Genomic DNA, 19106 nt, shown 5'->3' with positions numbered 1-19106 from the left:
TAAGGAGCGACTCAATGCTAACCACAGAAGCTGAAAAAGTAAGAGAAGCTTTGCTCGAAAAGGGACTAGAAACCCCGATGACATCGAGCGAAATGAACCCCGACCAGAAGTACAACCGCATCAAAGGGCTTTTGACGGAAGTTGTCAGTACGCTCGGGCTGGATTTAACCGATGACAGTCTCGCTGAAACACCTCATCGCATTGCAAAGATGTACGTTCACGAGATATTTTCAGGGCTCGACTACAATAACTTCCCCAAAATTAGTGTTATCGACAACAAAATGTCAGTTGATGAAATGGTTAAGGTATCGGATATAGATTTAACTTCGACGTGCGAACATCACTTCATCACCATCGATGGTTTAGCACAAGTGGCTTATATCCCAGAATCCAAGATTCTTGGGCTATCTAAAATAAACCGTATTGTTCGATTCTTTGCTCAGCGTCCGCAGGTTCAAGAACGCCTTACTCAACAAATCCTGGTCGCGATACAGGCTCTGGTTGAAACAGAAAATGTGGCTGTGACGATTAAAGCAACTCACTACTGCGTTAAATCGAGAGGCGTTATGGACGCTAACTCTGAAACCACCACAACCGCGCTTGGTGGCAGTTTCAAAACTAACCCTCAAACTAGAGCTGAGTTTTTACGATGAGTGAAACGATTCTAATAACTGGAGTGGGGAAGCGTTTAGGATTCGCTCTGGCGCAGCAACTTATATCTGACGGATACAAAGTCGTTGGCACTTACCGAAGCGACTATCCCCAGCTGAAAATACTGCGCGACAGTGGAGCCGACTTGCAACAGGTAGATTTTTATCAACAAAGTAGCTTAGAGGGTTTTTTGCATTATGTTGGTCAAGAATATAAGGCGATTCGAGCCATCATCCATAACGCTTCCGACTGGCAACCGGAGAACAAAAAAAATCCCAGTGAAAACGCATTACAAATCATGAACCAGATGATGACGGTTCACGCTACCGTGCCTTATCTGGTTAACTTAATGCTCAAAGACCAATTAATGTCTGGCGATAAAACGTCGGACATCATCCACATCAGTGATTACGTTGCGGAAAAAGGCAGTAAAAAACACATCGCTTACGCGGCCAGTAAAGCTGCACTCAACAACCTGACGCTGTCGTTCTCAGCGATGTTGGCTCCCAAGGTGAAAGTCAATACTGTCTCTCCTGCCATGATAAAATTCAATGAACATGATGACGAGGCGTACAAAACCAAAGCTCTGAAAAAAGCACTGATTCCCGCAGAGGCAGGCTTTGAAGAAGTAATAGATGGCATTAAGTTTGTTTTGGCTAGTCACTATATGACAGGAAGGACTTTGCACCTTGATGGCGGCAGGCACTTGAAGTGAAGTTCATGCGTTGTGATCTTGAGGCAGGATAGTCAACTAATCTATTCGTCTTTCATATCGTCTAACTACATTTTTTTAAGTTGTCCCTCGACACTTTTTGGGTTTTAGACATTAGAACGTGTTTGCATGGGCGACTCACCAAACAACTGCTTGTAGCTTTGGCAAAAATATCCCAGATGAAAAAAACCAAAGTCAAAGGCGATTTCATTGATGCACCGTTGTTCGCTCGGATTTTGCAGAATGCGCCGTACCTGGTTGAGACGTACATTTTGTATAAATTGTTTTGGTGATATGTCACAACAGGACTCAAAGGTGTATTGCAGCGTACGGCGACTGACATAAACCGCATCGCACAGTTCAGACACGGTGACGGGTTTACGGTACTGCGAGTTATCTAGGTACTGCCTAATTCGACGCATTGTGTTCTCACGCTGTGAGGCATTGGTTTTTTGCATATTTTGATTAGACGATTGAGCGAACAATTCGACCAACATATCTTGAACAATGGATTGATGAGTTTGAAAAGACCAGCGAGATTGACTCGGGGAGAGTAGTAAGCTCAAGTAAGCTTTTATTTGTTGGGTGTAGTGTTGAGAGCAACCAAGAAAGTGGCTCTTGCTGTTTAATGATTCAATCTCTAGCTGTTGCTGAATCATTTCAACCAGTGAAGGGCTTATGACTAACCCATAAATAGAAAAGGTTTCTGGCGTAAGTAGCTCAAAATCCGCCCCAGCCTCACGGATCAAAATACTATCAGGATTACCTTGTGCGTAATTGATGTGTAAAGGTCTATCGTTAGCACTGATCCCTAACCAAATCCCTTCATTAATACGACATTGCTGCTTAAGCTTTCGGTTGCTGTCTTCTCGAAATAGGTGCACGTGAGAAAATTTTCGTTCACGGATCTGACCTAGAAAACTTCCTTGACTCAGTTGGTCATATTCTTGCTGCCAGTTAAAGAGGCTGGCTGCCTGCTGATTTGCATCAAATGTGTTGAATGTGCACAAATTAGGTGCATAACGCATCAATTCTTCATCCTTTCTCATCATTCCATGACCTACCCATGTGACCCATATTAGTACAGTGTGTCTTTAAGTTTATGTTTATTAATGCTTTTTTATGTTTGCCGATTCTTGATATTCATTCGGTTCAAAAATCGCTTAATTACTCATATATACAAAAGGTTATTGAGCAAGAACTGAACCAGTTTATGAAGAGGGAATTTATGACAGCAGCTTATCGCCGACAACAAGGGCACCTGGTTTTTAACTTTGAGTCGTTAGCAGATCTGATGGCAAAGGCTACGCCAGAGCGTTCAGGGGATGTTTTGGCTGGTGTATCTGCGACTTCTGCTGCAGAGCGTGTTGTAGCTCAGATGACACTGGCAGACTTGCCCCTAAAGACGTTTTTAAATGAAGCGGTGATCCCTTATGAAAGTGATGAAGTTACTCGTTTAATCATTGATAGCCATGATAGAGAGGCGTTTAAAGCGATTGATCACCTTACAGTGGGAGACTTTCGGAACTGGCTGCTAAGTGATGAAGCCGATAGTCTCACGCTTGCAAAGCTGCGTCCTGGTTTAACTCCAGAAATGGTGGCTGCAGTGAGTAAGATCATGCGTAATCAGGATTTGATCCAAGTCGCCAAAAAATGTCGGGTAGTGACTGCGTTTCGTAACACCATTGGCTTGCCTAGTCGTTTATCCACCCGTTTACAGCCCAATCATCCAACCGATTCTCTCAATGGCATTGCCGCCAGTATTTTTGATGGTTTGATGTATGGCAATGGTGATGCTGTGATCGGCATTAATCCCGCAACAGATAATGTACCACAGGCAATTAAGTTGATGAATCTGATGGAAGAGGTCATTCAACACTACCAGATCCCGACCCAATCTTGCGTATTAACCCATGTTACAAACACGATTGAAGCGATTGAGATGGGCGCTCCGGTGGATCTCGTCTTTCAATCTATTGGTGGCACTCAAGGTACGAACGATACCTTTGGTATTAACCTTTCGATCCTTAAAGAAGCAAACGAAGCGGCGCTTTCGCTGAACCGAGGCACCGTTGGAAGTAACGTCATGTACTTTGAGACAGGACAAGGAACATCTCTCTCTGCCAATGCTTTTCATGGTGTGGACCAACAAACTTGTGAGACACGGGCTTATGCCGTAGCGCGTCATTTTAATCCATTGTTGGTTAATACCGTGGTCGGCTTTATCGGCCCTGAATATCTCTTTGATGGAAAACAGATTATTCGAGCAGGGCTTGAGGACCATTTTTGTGGCAAATTGCTTGGCCTGCCGATGGGGTGTGATATCTGCTATACCAACCATGCCTATGCCGATCAAAATGATATGGATAACTTACTGACATTGCTCGGTGTCGCTGAGTGCTCGTTCATTATGGGGATTCCGGGTTCCGATGACATCATGCTCAATTATCAAACAACCTCGTTTCATGATGCACTTTATGCACGCAAGGTGTTGGGTTTAAAACCTGCGCCGGAGTTTGAGGAGTGGCTAACTCAGATGCAGATTTTTGATGATGTAAAAGATGTGCGCCTAAATGAACGACTCTCCGGCTCATTTGCTGGCGCTCTAGCACAACTTAATGGAGGCCCCGCACATGGGTAAGGTGGTCTCTATGGCAAAACATTCTGCTTCTAAGTTGGTAACTCAAAACCCTTGGCACGAGCTTAAAGGTTTTACATCGGCACGTATTGCACTGGGTCGAAGTGGAAATAGCGTTCCAACTAAAGAGTTGCTTTCATTTCAACTCGACCATGCACAGGCGATGGATGCCGTTCATTGTGCTTTAGATGTGGATTCATTGGTTGAGCTCATCGCTCAATCAAACTCGGTCATTCAACACACTTCTCAGGCACCAATTAAGGCGCACAGCAAAGCGACAGACAGATTCATGTATTTGCAAAGGCCGGATCTTGGTCGTGAGCTTGATGACGTCTGTTGGAATCAGTTGCAAGCCGTTCTTCATTCAGAGTCTCCCCCGTTTGATCTCGCGATAGTAGTGGCTGATGGCTTGTCTTCAATTGCCATTCAAAATCATGCAAATCCAGTCATTGAGCATCTGCTTTCTTTATTAGGGGAAGACGAAGTGCCGTGGCATGTTGCTCCTATTACTGTTGTGAGGCAGGGCCGAGTGGCAATAGGAGATGATGTTTGCGAGTGCTTACAAGCCAAGATGGTGGTGGTTTTGATTGGTGAACGCCCGGGACTGACCTCTCCAGATAGCATGGGTATGTACCTGACTTGGCAGGCAAGAAGAGGAGCAAAAGACTCTGATAGGAACTGCATTTCTAATATTCGCCCACAGGGGTTGGCTTATGAAGATGCGTGTAAGCGAGCGGTATACCTATTGAAGGAAGCTCGTCGGCTAGAGCTTTCTGGGGTCAACCTTAAAGACCGTTCGAGTATCGAGGAAGAAGGTGGTGAGCAGTTAGAAGACAAGCACACAGGCAATTTTTTAATTGGATAAAAGACAAAAATAGAGGGATTTACAATGTCAGAACATCAGGAATATTTGGCGCAAAGACAACTTAAAAGGGGCACTGCTGGGTGGATTTTGCTAGCAGGGTTAGGCGTTTCATACGTGATCTCTGGTGACTTTGCAGGCTGGAACTTTGGTATCGGTCAAGCTGGTTGGGGAGGCTTTCTTATTGCTGCAATTGCTATGGCGGTGATGTACTTTACCCTTGTCCTTTCTTTGGCGGAGATGTCTGCGGCTATTCCCGCTGCAGGAGGTGGCTATAGTTTTGCTCGACAAGCCATGGGACCAACGGGGGGATTTTTTACCGGCTTATCCGTCTTAATTGAGTATGCCCTTGCACCTGCCGCGATTGTCATTTTTATTGGCTCAGCGGTGAATGAACTAATGGGTATCGATGGTCCTCTTGTTTACGCGATCTTTTATGCCATCTTTATCGGTATTCATATGGCAGGGGTAGGAGAAGCTCTGAAAGTCATGATGGTCATCAGTGGGTTAGCCATACTAGCAATTCTTATGACAGCAGGCGTATTGGTTAGTGAGTTTGATGCTAATAATCTGTTTGATATCGCTCCGGCAACCGCACAAGCCACAGAACTACTTCCTTTTGGTTGGTATGGTGTATGGGCGGCACTACCGTTTGCAATGTGGCTTTTTCTTGCGGTAGAAGGGGTTCCACTGGCTGCTGAAGAGGCGAAAAACCCGGCCAAGGATGTACCCAAAGGTATTATCGGCGCAATGTTATTCTTACTGGTCACCGCTACCTTAGTCGTTCTGCTGCTTGCGGGCGCTGTGGGTTCTGAAGCGATTGCGAATAGTGCCGTTCCTCTAGTCGATGCCTTGAAGTTGACCGGTAATCCAACCGTTGCAACGGCTGTTAATATACTAGGACTTGCAGGACTTATTGCTTCATTCTTCTCGATTATCTACGGTTATAGCCGCTTAGTGTTTGCATTGTCTCGTGCGGGTTACTTGCCTCAAAGCTTGTCGCTTACAAACAAAAACAAAGTGCCTGCTCGTGCTTTAGTGGTGCCGGGTGTGTTTGGTTTTGCTGTGTCATTGACCGGAGAAGGCGACCTGATCTTGGCGATGGCGGTAGTGGGGGCGACAGTGTCTTATGCATTAATGTCGCTTAGCCATATATTGTTGCGTATCAAGCAACCAGAGCTTCACCGTCCATACAAAACACCGGGTGGCATGCTGACTTCCGGCACTTCACTAGTGCTGTCGCTTATTGCAATGACGGGTGTTTATGCTTTTGACCCATCTGCATTCTTTATGACTATGGGACTCTTTGTGATTGGTGGTGCTTATTATGGCCTATATAGCCGTAATAAATTGGTCGCATCGACCGCTGAGGAAGAGTTTGAGATGCTGTCGGTTGCAGAGAAAGAGCTTGAGGCTACTAATTAGATCCAATTTCTAATGGTATTTAAGGCTCTAGTGCTTTGCTGGAGCCTTTATTACACTACTTGTAGTAACTTGCGTGTAAACCCCAATCGCCATCACCTCTAACGATAAATATTAGTTTAGAAATAGTGCTGTTTTAGGATCATTTTCTTGGAACATTTTTGTCCAGACACTTGTCATGATTTTTTATAACGAGTTAGATTCATAGCGACGAGCCCCGAAGTTCATTGATAGTGAAGTTTTCATCGCGCTAATCATGTCGATTGCCTTTCTCTAAAGATAAGTTGAAATGATGCAAAGGAAGAATTCGGCATAGATTATGAATGGGATTAATTCAGTAGACGGAATATATGATTCACTAGTAATTAGGATGAATTACTGTTCGCATGTGTATATGTAGCCTACTCCAGACTAATTTCCCTCACACCCCAACACTGCGACAAACGCATCCAAATACTTTTCTATAGTTAAATCCGCAGAAACGGGCGGTAGTTCTACAGTAATGCACGGTAGGTTTCTTTCCTGACACCATGTGCCGAATGAGCCTGGGGTTTCGTAATCCACGTCTTCAACGAGCGGTAGGTTGAATTGTTTGCTTAGCCAAGTGGCAAGCTCCGATTGGGTTGGGTCATCGACCATGGCGAGAGGTTCGTGGAAAGAGATGACGAATTTTGGCTTACGCTGTTCAATGAGTGTGATGAGGGACTGCACTTCAGGTTCGAGCTGGTTGGCTTGGCCGGTTTTCACTTTTACATCTCTGACTGGTGTGTGGGAGCTCCAGCGATAGACAGTGCCGTTTGCTGTCCAATTTTGAGTTGGGAAGGCACGGTTCAGGTCGACTTGGTTTGCGTTGGCACGTGTTCCTAATTGATTGCCATCTGGGTTCATAGACAGAATCACATCGTGTCGCAAGTTGGCGGCTGGCAAGCTTCTCAGCGCACAAGATAATCCCGCAATAGAAGCGGTTTCATCACCGTGTGTGCCTGCTAAGATCAGCCCGCGAGACTCGCTTTCTATTTGCGCGGGGAAATAGAGCAAAGGCGCACCCAACACTGATTTTCCATATGACAGCGGCTTTATTGAAAATGCAGCTCTTTCCGTTCTTGGAATTAAACTCACCTTAATCTCCTGATTGATCAAGTACTATCAAGTATTAACGATTACACAAACTTACTTAAATAAACTAAAGCGTTAAAACTCGTCAACAGTCGCATTGTTAATTTTATTACTTGCTTCAAAGATAGGCTAGGAGAGCAAAAACATATGGATTTTAAGAAACATTCAACGGCTTTACTCATTTCATCTCTATTGACCCCTTTTATCTCAGTAACTGCCGTTGCTGACACATTGCCTGCGGGAACTTCTCTGGCGAAAGAACAACATTTAGTTCGTGCTAACGATGCAGAAGCGGCGACGCTTGACCCTGCGAAAGCAGAAGGCCTGCCGGAAATGCACATTCTACGTGACCTATTTGAAGGTTTAGTGATTCAAGATCGCGATGGCAATATCACCCCAGGTGTCGCGGAGTCTTGGGAAACCGAAGACAACAAAACGTTTGTATTCCACCTACGTAAAGACGCGCAGTGGTCGAATGGCGATCCGGTGACGGCCGATGATTTCGTGTATGCGATAAGACGCGCGGTAGACCCAAAAACGGCATCGCCAAATGTGTGGTACCTGAAGCTCACCAAAATCAACAATATTGCTGATGTGGCAGAAGGTAAGAAGCCGATTGAAGAACTAGGCGTGTCGGCTATTGATAAGTACACCGTCCGTTTTGAACTCGACAGCCAAGTACCTTACTTTGTGGCAATGACGGGCCACACATCTATGATGCCAGTGCATCAATCAGCCCTAGAAAGTAGCGACAAGCCGTGGAGCGACCCTAAGCAATTTGTTGGTAATGGAGCATTTGTGCTAGACGAGTGGGTGGTGAACGAGCGCATTGAGCTGAAGAAGAACCCGAAATATTGGGACAGTTCAGATACGCATTTAACCGAAGTGACTTACATTCCGTTTGAGAACCAGAATGCCTCGATTAACCGTTATGCTGTGGGCGAGGTCGATATTACTTCGGACGTGCCGACACATATGGCGCAGCAGCTAAAAACCAAATACCAAGATGCGTTTACCGCAGTGCCTTTGCTGTGTACTTACTACTATGCGTTCAATACAACACGACCACCATTCGATGACGCACGAGTCCGTAAGGCTGTCTCTTATTCCATGATGCGTGACGTTATCACCAATGGTGTTACTCAGGTCGGCAACTTACCGGCTTATACCTTTGCTCATGAGTACACGGCTGGTTTTGATGCGACACAACCTGAATACAGTACTTGGACTCAAAAGGAACGTGATCAAAAAGCAAAAGAGCTGCTGAAAGAAGCGGGCTACGATGCGTCTAACCCGTTGGATTTCAAACTGCTTTACAACACCAGCGAATCGAACAAGTCGATTGCAGTGGCGATTGCATCAATGCTGAAAGGCAACTTAGGCGCACAAGTTGAACTAGAAAACCAAGAGTGGAAGTCTTACTTGGTATCGCGTCGCCAAGGTGATTTTGATGTGATGCGCGCCTCTTGGTGTGGTGACTACAATGAAGCATCAACCTTCTTGAGCCTATTGCGTTCTGGCTCTTCAGGTAACTTTGCTCGCTACAACAATGAAAAGTACGACGCAGCAATGGATAGTGCACTAGCCGCAACCAGTGAACAAGATCGCCAAGGTTTCTACGACCGGGCAGAACAGTTGCTGGTAGAAGACATGCCGATCGCGCCAATCTACTACTACATGCAGGCTCGTCTAGTACGACCAAATGTCGGTGGTTTTGCGAAAAACAATGTAGAAGGGCGTATCTATTCTAAGGATCTCTACATTAAAGAGTAATTGCGTTTGATTCACGCGGCGACACACCGCTAAGAACATGAAATAAAGAAAAGGGACGTTGATCATAAATATCTGATCAATGTCCCTTCGTCATTAATCTGTAACTAGAACCGCAAAAAACTGAAACCTGATTGAAGTATTTTTCACTTTTATTTCAATCAGGTGAAGCCATGTTACCCCCTCTACGTGCTCTTGTTGCGTTCGAAGCTGTTGCTCGTCTTGGTTCCATTGGTGCAGCTGCCCGAGAGCTTTGTGTCACGCAAGCGGCGGTTAGCCAACAGCTCAAAAGTTTAGAAACCTTTCTCGATACCACATTGTTTGAGCGAAGCTCCAAAGGCGTAAAGCTGACGTCGGCTGCCCAACATTATCAACCGATTGTTGCGGGCTCATTGGCTCATCTGAAACTACAGACTCAAATCCTGTTTGGGGAAAAAGAAACCGACGTTTTGAGCCTGCGCGTTAATCACACCTTTTGTCATAACTGGCTGTTACCTCGCCTGCCATCTTTTTATCAAAAATACCCTTTTATCAGGCTCGATATTCAGCTGGTGGACTGGCCATCAACCAACCCTTGTCAGAATGTCGATATCGAGCTGACCAACGGCAAGGTCGAAAGCGAAGACACTCATAGTGAGCGACTCTTTCAAGAGCATTGGCAGTTGGTGTGTAGCCCAGACTTTAAAAACCAATATCAAGACTCCTTGGTTGAGCATGATTTTTCTGCTCTGCCGACCGTGCAAGTAAAAGGCTACCGAGAGAACTGGCTGCAATGGTTGAGTCACAACCAATTCGAGATGACCCTACCGAAGGTGTTATTGGAGGTGAGTAATTCTTTGCACGCCTTAGAAGCGGTCAAACATGGCATTGGCGTGTTGTTGGTGCGTTCGCTTGCGGTGTCTGAGCTGTTAGAGAAAAACGATCTGGTTCTGGCGACAGAGTCCTCAATGCCTGCTGAATCTGCCCACTATTTGATTACTAAACACCGACGCAGTGCCAAGGTGAATTTCTTTTGTGATTGGCTTTATCACCAGATGGAAGACGGTGAACTGGAGTAAAGATTTTCTTATGGATAGCCATAAAAAAAATGAAGGGCGCTCTTACTAACCTGTCACACAAACCCCTTAATTTAACCGCATACAAATAAGGACGAGGTCACCATGAGTGCTTTCTCACAACCAATGAAAAACCGCTTAAAGGTACTGCTATTTACTGCACCGTTGTTGGTGCCACTGTTTACTTTTTGGCTCGTACCATTTGGTTATTCGATTTACATCAGCTTCACCGACTGGGATTACATCTCGCCAGATTATTCGTTCATCGGTTTAGAAAATTACGAGTACATGGTTGAGGATTACGAGTTCATCCAAGCGATGCTCAATACGTTCTGGTTCTCTGTGGGTGTGGTGATTCCCACCATTATTCTTGGCCTTGTGTTTGCGATGCTGCTGCACAAAAATTTCAAGGGCAGCCAGTTTTATCGTGCGGTGATCTTCTCTCCTTGGATTACGCCAACGGTAGCAGTTTCGATCGTGTGGTCTTGGGTGTTCGAGACCAAATCGGGCTTGGCAAACCACTTACTGGAGTCGGCAGGGTTTAGCGCGATTCCATGGTTAGAGAACGGAAACACGGCTTTGATTGCGGTGATTATCGTGACGGTTTGGCAGGCGATTGGCTGGACGATGCTGTTTTACATCAGTGCGCTCAACAAGATTCCTGAGTCTCTGTACGAAGCGTCTTTGATTGATGGTTGCAGCAGCTTAACGCGTTTTTTGAAGATAACGCTGCCACTGATTTCACCAACTACGTTCTTCTTGGTGGTGGTCAATATTATTACGGCAATGCAGGCGTTCGATCAGTTCCAGATCCTAACGCAGGGCGGGCCGGGTGGTGAGACACGTACCTTGCTGTACTTGTTCTACCAACAAGCGTTTGAACGTTACGAAATGGGACCTGCGGCCGCGACATCGTTAGTGATATTCCTGATTACTGGATTGCTGGCACTTATTAATACCTACATCGGCAAGCGCTGGGTGTACTACTAGTCGATTTTTGAAAGGACAGAATTATGACCACGCAAGTATTGGATGCCAATCAAGTATTAAACCAGAGCGCAGCGAAAGCCAAAGTTATAGCACAAACCAAAGCGACCAAATCAGAGGTTGCGTCAAAGAAGATTTCAGTGGATCGCCGTTCGTTCCTCGCACTGGCTAAGCACCTGTTCTTGGCAACGTGCGGTACCATTATGGTGTTCCCGTTCTTGTGGATGTTGTCTGGTTCACTGAAAAGCAACGATGAGATCTTTGCTAACCCACTGGATTTGATTCCAGAGCAATTCCGCTGGGAAACCTTTGTCGAAACCTTTCACAGCACGCCGTTTGGCTTGTACATCTTCAACAGTTTTAGCGTGGCTTTGTTCACTACGTTTTTGGTGATTGTGAACTCGGCGATGTTTGCTTATGCACTCACGCAGTTGAAGTTTCGCTCGAAGACGGTGCTCTATTTTATCGTGATGGGCTGTTACATGCTGCCGGGCGCAGTGACGTACATTCCGTCTTATATCACCTTGGCAAAACTGGGCTTGTTGGATTCACACATGGGATTGGTGGCGTCGAACGCGGCATCAGTTTTCGGAGTGTTCTATCTACGCCAAGTGTTTATCAAGGTGCATCCGTCGCTGATTGAAGCGGCAAGAATTGATGGTGCAGGTGAGCTCAAAATCTTATGGGCAATCATCTTACCGCAATGCCGAGCAGCAGTCGCAACACTGTTCCTCATCACTTTTATTACCAATTACAACAGCTACATGTGGCCTAGCTTGGTTATTACCACTCAGGAACTCAACCTGATTGCGACCGGGATTCGTCACTACTTTATTGCCGAAGGTAACTATGGATTGAACTGGTCGCAAATCATGGCGGCGAGCACCATTGCAGTATTGCCTTTGTTAATTCTATTCGTCATTTGTCAAAAGACGATTCTTTCAGGTATCGCCGATAACGGCGTAAAAGAGTAAACGGAAATGAAATTAAAAACTCTCGCACTAGTGTGTGCTGGCGCAGCAAGCGCGTCTATGTTCTCTAGCAGTGTTCTTGCCGCAACCGAAGTTAACTTTTGGTATTCCGGTGGTACTAAGCCACAGCAAATGATGACTAAGCTCATCGAAGAGTTCAACGCGAGCCAAGATGAGTATGTGGTGAAGCCAGCATTGCAAGGTAACTACACAGAAACTTACCAGAAGCTGCAAGCCGGTCTAGCATCTAGAACAGCCCCTGAACTTGTGCTGTTAGATTCAGGTCGTGCGGAAGCAATGCACGGACGTGGTTTGAGTCGCGACCTAACGGCTTTCATGGATGAAGAGTTTAACTTCTCTGATTTCATTGGTGCGTTTAAAGACCAAGTGACCGCAGACGACGGCACCATCATCGGCTTACCTGCTTACGGTACGACTCAAGTGTTTTACTACAACAAGCAGGTATTGGCAGATAACGGCTTTACCGAGCAAGACTTAAACACATGGCAAGGCGTGGCTAAGGTCGCGGAGAAAGTTACCCAACGTGATGACAAAGGCAACGTGACTTTTTACGGATGGGAGCCAATGTGGGGTCAAGACAACATGATTGACGCGGCTTTCTCTAACGGCGCGAAGATCATCAGTGATGATGGCAAAACAGTGCTCATCGACTCGGCTGAATGGGTTGAAGTGTGGGACAGCTTCCGTAAGTGGATCCACGATGATCAAATCATGCGTATTCACTACGGCGGTCAAGGTTGGGAATACTGGTACAAAACCATTGATGACGTAATGAAAGACAACGCGTTGGGTTACACCGGTTCATCGGGTGACCAAGGTGATTTGGACTTCACTAAGCTTTCTGCCACTACGCAACCAGGTTGGGGTTCAAACCCTTCTGCTCCACAAGCGGGTGCGCTGGTTTACGTAATGCCAAAAGGCACAGACGAAGCAGCAGCAAAAGGTGCGTTCGAGTTTGTTGAGTTCTACACCAATGCGAAGAACACGGCGGCATGGTCAATGTTCACGGGTTATATCCCAGTGCGTAACAGCGTTTCTGAAGTACCAGAATACCAAGCATTCACTAAAGAGAATCCGCAAGCTCTGATTCCTTTGAAGCAAGCAAACACGGCGACCAAAGATTTCCTTGACCCTACCAACGGTAAGATCATGGATGCGCTGAAGGTAGCTGCAGACCAAATTCAAATCCAAAACGTGCCTGCTGATAAAGCGCTAAAACAAGCAGCTAAGAAAGCACAACGTGCACTAGACCGAGCGAATCGTTCTTAATCGGTAAAGTGGTTAAAACTATCTTATGCATACATAAAGGCCCATCTTTTCGGGTGGGCCTCTTTTTGACCCAGTCCTTCAATTAGGACGAATTTGGTGAAGACAATGACCCAATTTCAAGGTGAGCTGCCGTTTGGCAGAGTACATATCCCCTTTGATGTACCAGCAGGTTCTCACAGCGTAACGATTACCGGCACAACGGTGAAAAAAGGATTCTTGTACGCATCGGCGTATGATGCCAACCAAGCATTTCGTGGCAAAGTGCTATTTGAAAAGGCGCACAAGTCACTCACGATTCAACCGCAAAACTCTGGTCTAGGCGCGATTGACGGCGCGATTCCATCGGGCGAATGGTTCTTGGAGCTTTACAATCTCGAAGGTGAGTTTCGAACTGAACGTGCGATGCAGTATCAAGTCGATGTGCATTGCTCTGATGAGTTAGTTAATCATTCTAATGAGCTAAATACTGACGGAATTGAGAGTGAGTTAGAACTGAACCCAACAGTGACAAGTGAGCACGATATCGAGTTTGATTACAGCCATATGCTGAATTCTGACTCTCGCTGGTATCGTGGTGACTTACACGCCCACACTCAGCTTTCTGATGGTCACAATACCTTGGCCGCGGCCAAAGATATTGTTGAATCACAAGTGCTCGATTTCTTCTTCTTCACCGAGCACAACATCTGCCAGCCTAAGCTGCCTGTATCAAACCAATGTTTGTTTTTACCAGCGTTAGAAGTCACGACCGATCTCGGGCATTTTAATGTGCATGGCCCGGTTAAGTCTTTAGACCTTAGAGACGTTGAGCACAGCAGCCAAGCGACGATGGAAGCCGGATTGAATTTAGCTAGAAGTGGACACAATGGTGGATACAGTTCCCTTGGCATTAATCACCCGATGATGAAGCCGTGGCATTGGCATTACGATCAAGTGGATCTTAGCCAAGTGTCTACGTTTGAAGTGTGTTGTGACCCAACGTGGTCGACCTCGCCAAAAGCGACCGAAGAGGCGTTATTGGTTCTCAATGAAATGTGGAATTGTGGCCAACGCATTACGGCGATTGGCGGCAGTGATTCACACCTTGAACCCCATGAACGCAATCCAAAATCGGATGAACCTTCTATCTACGGTGACCCATCAACTTTCGTTTACAGCCATGGTTTGAGCGGCGAAGGCATCTTGTCTGGTTTGCGGAATGGGCAAGTGTATTTGGAGCGACGTTGCGGCCTGAAGTTTGACATCAACTTAGGCGACTTGCTACCGGGCAACGACTCTCAAGGCCAACCACTAACATACCGAATTGCCGTCTCTGACTCAGAAAACCCTTACTACGCGGAGTGCGTGGTGGATGGTGAGATTGTTGAACGAATCGCTTTGAGTGATGAGCTGCAGAGTCTCCATATTGATGAAGGCTACCGTTGGTGCCGAGTTGATATTCGTCGCGGAGCGCTTTCTTCAGCATTAATCAACAGCACTCAACTTACATCTGACGAACGTGAGTTTGAAGGCTGCATCAACGCCGTATTCGACGGCAAACAACCAGAATTTAACCAACCCCTAGTGCGTACTTGGGGAGAACTAATGGAGAGAATGAGCCGTGATGAAGTTTAAGGCGATGCTATTTGATAAAGACGGCACATTGTTAGAGTTCCACAGGATGTGGCTTAACGTTTCTCGTGGTGCTTGTGAGCGTGTGAAATCTTACAGTGACCAACACCAAGGTAATCAAACTGTCACACCTGCTGAGTTACTCTTGGCCATCGGCGTGAAAGGTGATGTGGTTGATAACTATGGACTATTAGCCTCAAACCCAGTGGAAGATACCGCAACAGCGTGGTTTAACATGCTGCAACCTAATGTCTCGCTCGTTGAGTTCACTAAGGTGACTAAAGCGGCTTTCAATGACGAAGTCGAAGAGAATCCAAGCTGGATTGAAGCCCTACCGGGAGTGGCTGAAAAGCTTGGCCTGTTTAAGCAGCAAGGCATGATTTTAGGCATTGCGACTGCGGATACCAAAGACTCAACCATCTACACGCTAGAGCAATCGGGTTTGAGCGAGATGTTCGATTATGTTGGTTACTCTGATGGTGATATCGAACCTAAACCTGCGCCCGCACTGCTCAATGCATTCTGCGAACAGTGTGGCATTGAGCCTCATGAGGTGATCATGTTTGGTGACACGGTTTCGGATATGGAATTTGGCCGTAACGCAGGCGCAAGCAATGTCGGTGTGTTGACGGGCACAGCGCAGCACAGCGAGTTAGAGCCAGTGGCGGATCTGGTTATCGCATCGGTCGCCCACTTTGAGCTCAATCAACTGCAAGAACGTGGCTAAAACGTTTCACGACAGATTACAAAGATAGTATTTAACGAATTGATTTAAGGACAGGTTATGGCTGAAGTCACACTGAGAGGGGTAGAGAAAACCTACCCAAATGGTTTTAAGGCCGTGCACGGTGTCGATCTGAATATTCGCGAAGGAGAGTTTATGGTGTTTGTTGGGCCGTCTGGCTGCGCAAAATCCACCACGCTTCGTATGATCGCAGGCCTTGAAGATATCTCAGAAGGCGATGTCTATATTGGCGATAAGCGTGTGAATGAGCTGCCACCTAAAGATCGCGGTATCTCTATGGTGTTTCAGAACTACGCGCTTTATCCGCACATGTCGGTGTATGAAAATATGGCTTTTGGCCTAAAGCAACAGAAGCTGCCAAAGCATGAAATCAATGAGCGAATTGAAGATGCAGCCAAGACTCTGGATATCGAACACCTGCTAAATAATAAGCCGGGTGAAATGTCGGGTGGTCAAAGGCAGCGTGTTGCTTTAGGGCGTGCGATGGTGCGTAAGCCAGATGTGTTTTTGTTTGACGAGCCCTTGTCTAACTTGGATGCCAAGCTGCGTGTTTCGACTCGTGTCAGCATTGCACAGCTGCACAATAACCTGAAGCAAGAAGGGCAGAACGCCACCATGATCTATGTGACACACGATCAGGTGGAAGCCATGACCCTTGGCGACCGTATCTGTGTGCTGAATCAAGGTGAGATCATGCAGGTCGATACGCCAATGAATCTTTATCAGTACCCAGCAAACAAGTTTGTCGCGGGTTTTATTGGTTCGCCAGCCATGAACCTTATCAAGGTGAGAGTCGACGAGATTGACGGTGTAATGAATGTAGTATCAGAAAGTGGCGCACGTTGGACGCTACCACAAGACAAGCAAGCTATCGCGCGAGAGAAACTCGATGAGTGGCTGTGGTTTGGCGTTCGTCCTGAGCACATTCAACTGGCTAATCACGATGCGCCTTTGTCTGAAGTGAATACCCAAACGCACAGACTTGATGTGGTCGAGTCGATGGGTAATGAGCTGTATCTCTACTTTAAACTCGGTGTAGATAAGCTGGTGGCTCGCGTGCCTTTTGATGCCGATCGCACTGCAAGAAGTGGTGAAGAGACGGTGCTGCATTTCAACACAAGCCAATGTCACTTATTCGACTTAGAAACAGAAGAGACGCTCGATCCTAAGAGCTGATTCTGTTGATCCTACGAGTTGTTTTGTAAAAAGAAATCCCCATTCGTTGACTAGACGAATGGGGATTTTAGTTACTAGGGGTAGTTACTTTATCAATAGTGAACATTCACTAATTTATTGATTATTTAGATAACCTTTGGTTTTAAATAATCTTAGGTTTTAGATAGCCACCATAGTCGCGGCTTTCTTCATTGCTTCCTTGGTTGAACACTCAATCACGTTCGCGTTAGCAAAGCGGTGAGCGTCTTTCACTTGAATATCGTGAGCCAAGATAACCAGTCTTGCGTTCGCTACATCTAGGTCAGTGATGCGGTTCTGAATGCCGTTTTGACCTTGAGTTTCTACCTTGATCTTAAGACCAGCGGCTAAGCCTGCTTTCTCTAGTGCTTTCGCTGCCATGAAGGTGTGTGCAACACCAGAAGGGCAACATGTTACTGCTACGATGTCGTACTCGCCTTCACCTGCTACAGGAGCTGTTTGAGCTTGTACTGGCGCTTCAATCATGTCTTCTTCGGTTTCAACCGCGACAGGTTTCCAGAAGCCAACGATAACGGCTGTGGTTAGTGAGCCAAGCGCAATACCGACCACGTACATTGGAATGTTGCTTGATACTGGCGCAGTGATTAGGCCTCCCCACGGTGCGTGCAGTAGAACGTCTGTCATGAAGCCGAATACACAGCCCACGATACCACCGGCAACGATTGAAGGAAGTACGCGCATTGGGTCATTCGCTGCAAATGGGATAGCCCCTTCAGAGATACCGATAGAGCCCATGATTGCTGCTGCTTTACCTGCTTCTTGCTCTTGTTTAGAGAACTTGTTTTTGAATAGGAAAGTTGCCAACGCCATGCCTAGAGGTGGAGTACAAATCGCGATGCCAACGCCGCCCATTAGCCAAGGTTGTGTGTCTACTTGAGTTTGAGCAAATAGGGTCGCGACTTTGTTGATAGGGCCGCCCATATCAAACGCCGTCATACCGCCAAGGATTGTGCCCAGAACCATCTTAGATGCACCAGCCATTGAAGCTAGGAACTCGTTCATTGAATACATGAACAGTTTGATTGGCTCGCCGATGCCCCACAGTACGATACCTGCAGAGATTAACGTACCTAGAAGCGGGTAGATGAAGTACGCACCTAGAGCCGTCATGTTCGCAGAAAGTGGGATCTTCTTAAGTTGGAACACCACGCCACCGGCGATAAAGCCTGCCACGATACAACCAAGGAAACCGCCGCCCATGTCAGCCATGATGCCAGAAGAGATCATCGCAGGTGCTAGTGCTGGTTTATCTGCAATTGAGTAACCAATAAAGCCGCCGAGAATGATTGGGAAAAGAACAAGGCCCTTGATACCGATGTTAGAGATATCTGCTAGTAAGCCGTCTGCTGGAACCGCACCTTTGCCTGATGCCATGACCGCTAAAGCCAGCAGAACACCACCGGCTACGATAAAAGGCAGCATGTGTGAGGTTCCGAAAAGCAGGTGACCTTTCATGGTACTAAGGATTTTTTTATAGTCGCTACTAGTATTCTTATTATTGGTATTCGTAGCTTGAGTTGTTAGGGTGCTCATAATTTTCTACGCCTTATGAATTAATTAAAATATTAAGGATTTGATGTTCGTTTTTTGCGTTATGGATATCTTGAATAAATTCATCGCTGAATTTTCCAAATAGTTCTTGTAGTACATAAATATGATGGTCAGCACCATTATCGGGTGAGGCAATCATAAAAAATACGGTTGGATTGATGCCGTCTTCATCGCCATACTCGATACCTTGACGCTTAACACCAACAGCAATGGCAGGCTCAGTTACAGCCTTGCTTTTTGAGTGTGGGTAAGCGATGCCGTCCATTGAGGTGATGCTTTGAGATTCACGAATTTCAATGTCTGCCAAGAAGGCTTCTTTATTACTGATTCGGTTGTTTTCAAATAACATGCTTGCCAATTCTTCAAACAGTTCTTTTTTATTATTCGCTTGAAGGTTGTTATTAATTAAGTTGACGTTAGTTAGCTGTGTGATCATTTATTAACTCATTCACTATTGAAGTTCTTGAATTAAAATTAATAGATTAACGGCATTCGCGAAATAGCAAATAA

17 protein-coding genes are annotated in these 19106 nt (G+C 46.1%); 13 read left to right on the top strand and 4 right to left on the bottom strand.

All coding sequences use genetic code 11. The features are described from left to right. The first annotated feature begins 14 nt into the window (after positions 1-14). The gene (gene folE, locus AB4375_RS17040) at positions 15-653 is read left to right on the top strand and encodes a GTP cyclohydrolase I FolE (RefSeq protein ID WP_048611743.1); all 639 of its coding nucleotides are present in this window, start codon (positions 15-17) and stop codon (positions 651-653) included. Beyond that, complete coding sequence (gene folM, locus AB4375_RS17035) at positions 650-1366, top strand: dihydromonapterin reductase (protein ID WP_372052096.1); 717 nt, start codon at positions 650-652, stop codon at positions 1364-1366. The genes folE and folM overlap by 4 nt, the downstream gene beginning before the upstream one ends. Before the next feature lie 104 nt (positions 1367-1470). Here folM and AB4375_RS17030 read toward each other — a convergent pair whose 3' ends face one another. Further along, entirely contained in the window at positions 1471-2391 is a 921-nt protein-coding gene (locus AB4375_RS17030) for a helix-turn-helix domain-containing protein (protein ID WP_017067657.1), read from the bottom strand. Positions 2392-2591: 200 nt separating this feature from the next. On the opposite strand from AB4375_RS17030, the gene AB4375_RS17025 reads away from it, so the two are divergent. The 3 genes from AB4375_RS17025 to eat are packed head-to-tail and all read left to right on the top strand — an operon-like array spanning position 2592 to position 6288. Further along, positions 2592-4004 carry an ethanolamine ammonia-lyase subunit EutB gene (locus AB4375_RS17025; RefSeq protein WP_017061645.1) on the top strand — a complete coding sequence of 471 codons (1413 nt, stop codon included), beginning with the start codon at positions 2592-2594 and terminating at the stop codon, positions 4002-4004. After that, complete coding sequence (gene eutC / locus AB4375_RS17020) at positions 3997-4866, top strand: ethanolamine ammonia-lyase subunit EutC (protein WP_017067008.1); 870 nt, start codon at positions 3997-3999, stop codon at positions 4864-4866. Before AB4375_RS17025 ends, eutC begins: the two co-directional genes overlap by 8 nt. A gap of 24 nt (positions 4867-4890) precedes the next feature. Beyond that, on the top strand, positions 4891-6288 hold the full coding sequence (gene eat, locus AB4375_RS17015; protein ID WP_372052094.1) for an ethanolamine permease: 1398 nt from the start codon (positions 4891-4893) through the stop codon (positions 6286-6288). 408 nt (positions 6289-6696) lie between these two features. Here the strand turns inward: eat and mpaA are convergent, their stop codons facing one another. Then, complete coding sequence (gene mpaA / locus AB4375_RS17010; RefSeq protein WP_102320878.1) at positions 6697-7404, bottom strand: murein tripeptide amidase MpaA; 708 nt, start codon at positions 7402-7404, stop codon at positions 6697-6699. A gap of 144 nt (positions 7405-7548) precedes the next feature. On the opposite strand from mpaA, the gene AB4375_RS17005 reads away from it, so the two are divergent. From AB4375_RS17005 to AB4375_RS16970, 8 genes are all read left to right on the top strand, one after another. Further along, on the top strand, positions 7549-9174 hold the full coding sequence (locus tag AB4375_RS17005) for an ABC transporter substrate-binding protein (protein ID WP_372052093.1): 1626 nt from the start codon (positions 7549-7551) through the stop codon (positions 9172-9174). Positions 9175-9344: 170 nt separating this feature from the next. Then, positions 9345-10229 (top strand): LysR substrate-binding domain-containing protein, encoded by an 885-nt coding sequence (locus AB4375_RS17000; protein WP_372052092.1) that lies wholly within the window; start codon positions 9345-9347, stop codon positions 10227-10229. Positions 10230-10331: 102 nt separating this feature from the next. Beyond that, complete coding sequence (locus AB4375_RS16995) at positions 10332-11216, top strand: carbohydrate ABC transporter permease (protein WP_132764339.1); 885 nt, start codon at positions 10332-10334, stop codon at positions 11214-11216. A 23-nt stretch (positions 11217-11239) separates the two neighbouring features. Then, a complete protein-coding gene (locus AB4375_RS16990) occupies positions 11240-12187 on the top strand; it encodes a carbohydrate ABC transporter permease (RefSeq protein ID WP_372052091.1) in 948 nt (315 codons plus the stop codon). Between the two features lie 6 nt (positions 12188-12193). Continuing rightward, positions 12194-13474: an extracellular solute-binding protein gene (locus AB4375_RS16985; protein WP_372052090.1), complete on the top strand. Its 1281-nt coding sequence runs from the start codon at positions 12194-12196 to the stop codon at positions 13472-13474. A gap of 105 nt (positions 13475-13579) precedes the next feature. Next, positions 13580-15088: a CehA/McbA family metallohydrolase gene (locus AB4375_RS16980; protein ID WP_372052088.1), complete on the top strand. Its 1509-nt coding sequence runs from the start codon at positions 13580-13582 to the stop codon at positions 15086-15088. Continuing rightward, positions 15078-15812, top strand: a complete 735-nt coding sequence (locus AB4375_RS16975) for an HAD family hydrolase (protein WP_372052133.1) — start codon at positions 15078-15080, stop codon at positions 15810-15812. The genes AB4375_RS16980 and AB4375_RS16975 overlap by 11 nt, the downstream gene beginning before the upstream one ends. A gap of 57 nt (positions 15813-15869) precedes the next feature. After that, the gene (locus AB4375_RS16970; RefSeq protein ID WP_372052086.1) at positions 15870-17006 is read left to right on the top strand and encodes an ABC transporter ATP-binding protein; all 1137 of its coding nucleotides are present in this window, start codon (positions 15870-15872) and stop codon (positions 17004-17006) included. 159 nt (positions 17007-17165) lie between these two features. Here AB4375_RS16970 and AB4375_RS16965 read toward each other — a convergent pair whose 3' ends face one another. Next, positions 17166-18578, bottom strand: coding sequence for a fructose-specific PTS transporter subunit EIIC (locus AB4375_RS16965; protein ID WP_372052085.1), 1413 nt, complete (start codon positions 18576-18578; stop codon positions 17166-17168). Between the two features lie 13 nt (positions 18579-18591). Further along, complete coding sequence (locus tag AB4375_RS16960; RefSeq protein ID WP_372052083.1) at positions 18592-19032, bottom strand: PTS sugar transporter subunit IIA; 441 nt, start codon at positions 19030-19032, stop codon at positions 18592-18594. Positions 19033-19106: the final 74 nt, after the last annotated feature.

The organism is Vibrio sp. 10N.261.51.C6, assembly GCF_041471785.1.
In the GTDB taxonomy this organism is placed as follows: domain Bacteria; phylum Pseudomonadota; class Gammaproteobacteria; order Enterobacterales; family Vibrionaceae; genus Vibrio; species Vibrio crassostreae_C.
Note: the sequence above shows the minus strand (reverse complement) of the source record. Positions and strands in the feature narration are given on the sequence as shown.

Excerpts from the sequence above, each read along its gene's own strand:
- AB4375_RS17005 (WP_372052093.1), top strand. The coding sequence starts at position 7,549 with ATGGATTTTAAGAAACATTCAACGGCTTTACTCATTTCATCTCTATTG.
- AB4375_RS16960 (WP_372052083.1), bottom strand. The coding sequence starts at position 19,032 with ATGATCACACAGCTAACTAACGTCAACTTAATTAATAACAACCTTCAA.
- folE (WP_048611743.1), top strand. The coding sequence starts at position 15 with ATGCTAACCACAGAAGCTGAAAAAGTAAGAGAAGCTTTGCTCGAAAAG.
- AB4375_RS17025 (WP_017061645.1), top strand. The coding sequence starts at position 2,592 with ATGACAGCAGCTTATCGCCGACAACAAGGGCACCTGGTTTTTAACTTT.
- AB4375_RS16980 (WP_372052088.1), top strand. The coding sequence starts at position 13,580 with ATGACCCAATTTCAAGGTGAGCTGCCGTTTGGCAGAGTACATATCCCC.
- folM (WP_372052096.1), top strand. The coding sequence starts at position 650 with ATGAGTGAAACGATTCTAATAACTGGAGTGGGGAAGCGTTTAGGATTC.
- AB4375_RS16970 (WP_372052086.1), top strand. The coding sequence starts at position 15,870 with ATGGCTGAAGTCACACTGAGAGGGGTAGAGAAAACCTACCCAAATGGT.
- eat (WP_372052094.1), top strand. The coding sequence starts at position 4,891 with ATGTCAGAACATCAGGAATATTTGGCGCAAAGACAACTTAAAAGGGGC.
- AB4375_RS16995 (WP_132764339.1), top strand. The coding sequence starts at position 10,332 with ATGAGTGCTTTCTCACAACCAATGAAAAACCGCTTAAAGGTACTGCTA.
- AB4375_RS16990 (WP_372052091.1), top strand. The coding sequence starts at position 11,240 with ATGACCACGCAAGTATTGGATGCCAATCAAGTATTAAACCAGAGCGCA.
- AB4375_RS16975 (WP_372052133.1), top strand. The coding sequence starts at position 15,078 with ATGAAGTTTAAGGCGATGCTATTTGATAAAGACGGCACATTGTTAGAG.
- AB4375_RS16985 (WP_372052090.1), top strand. The coding sequence starts at position 12,194 with ATGAAATTAAAAACTCTCGCACTAGTGTGTGCTGGCGCAGCAAGCGCG.
- eutC (WP_017067008.1), top strand. The coding sequence starts at position 3,997 with ATGGGTAAGGTGGTCTCTATGGCAAAACATTCTGCTTCTAAGTTGGTA.
- AB4375_RS17030 (WP_017067657.1), bottom strand. The coding sequence starts at position 2,391 with ATGCGTTATGCACCTAATTTGTGCACATTCAACACATTTGATGCAAAT.
- AB4375_RS17000 (WP_372052092.1), top strand. The coding sequence starts at position 9,345 with ATGTTACCCCCTCTACGTGCTCTTGTTGCGTTCGAAGCTGTTGCTCGT.
- AB4375_RS16965 (WP_372052085.1), bottom strand. The coding sequence starts at position 18,578 with ATGAGCACCCTAACAACTCAAGCTACGAATACCAATAATAAGAATACT.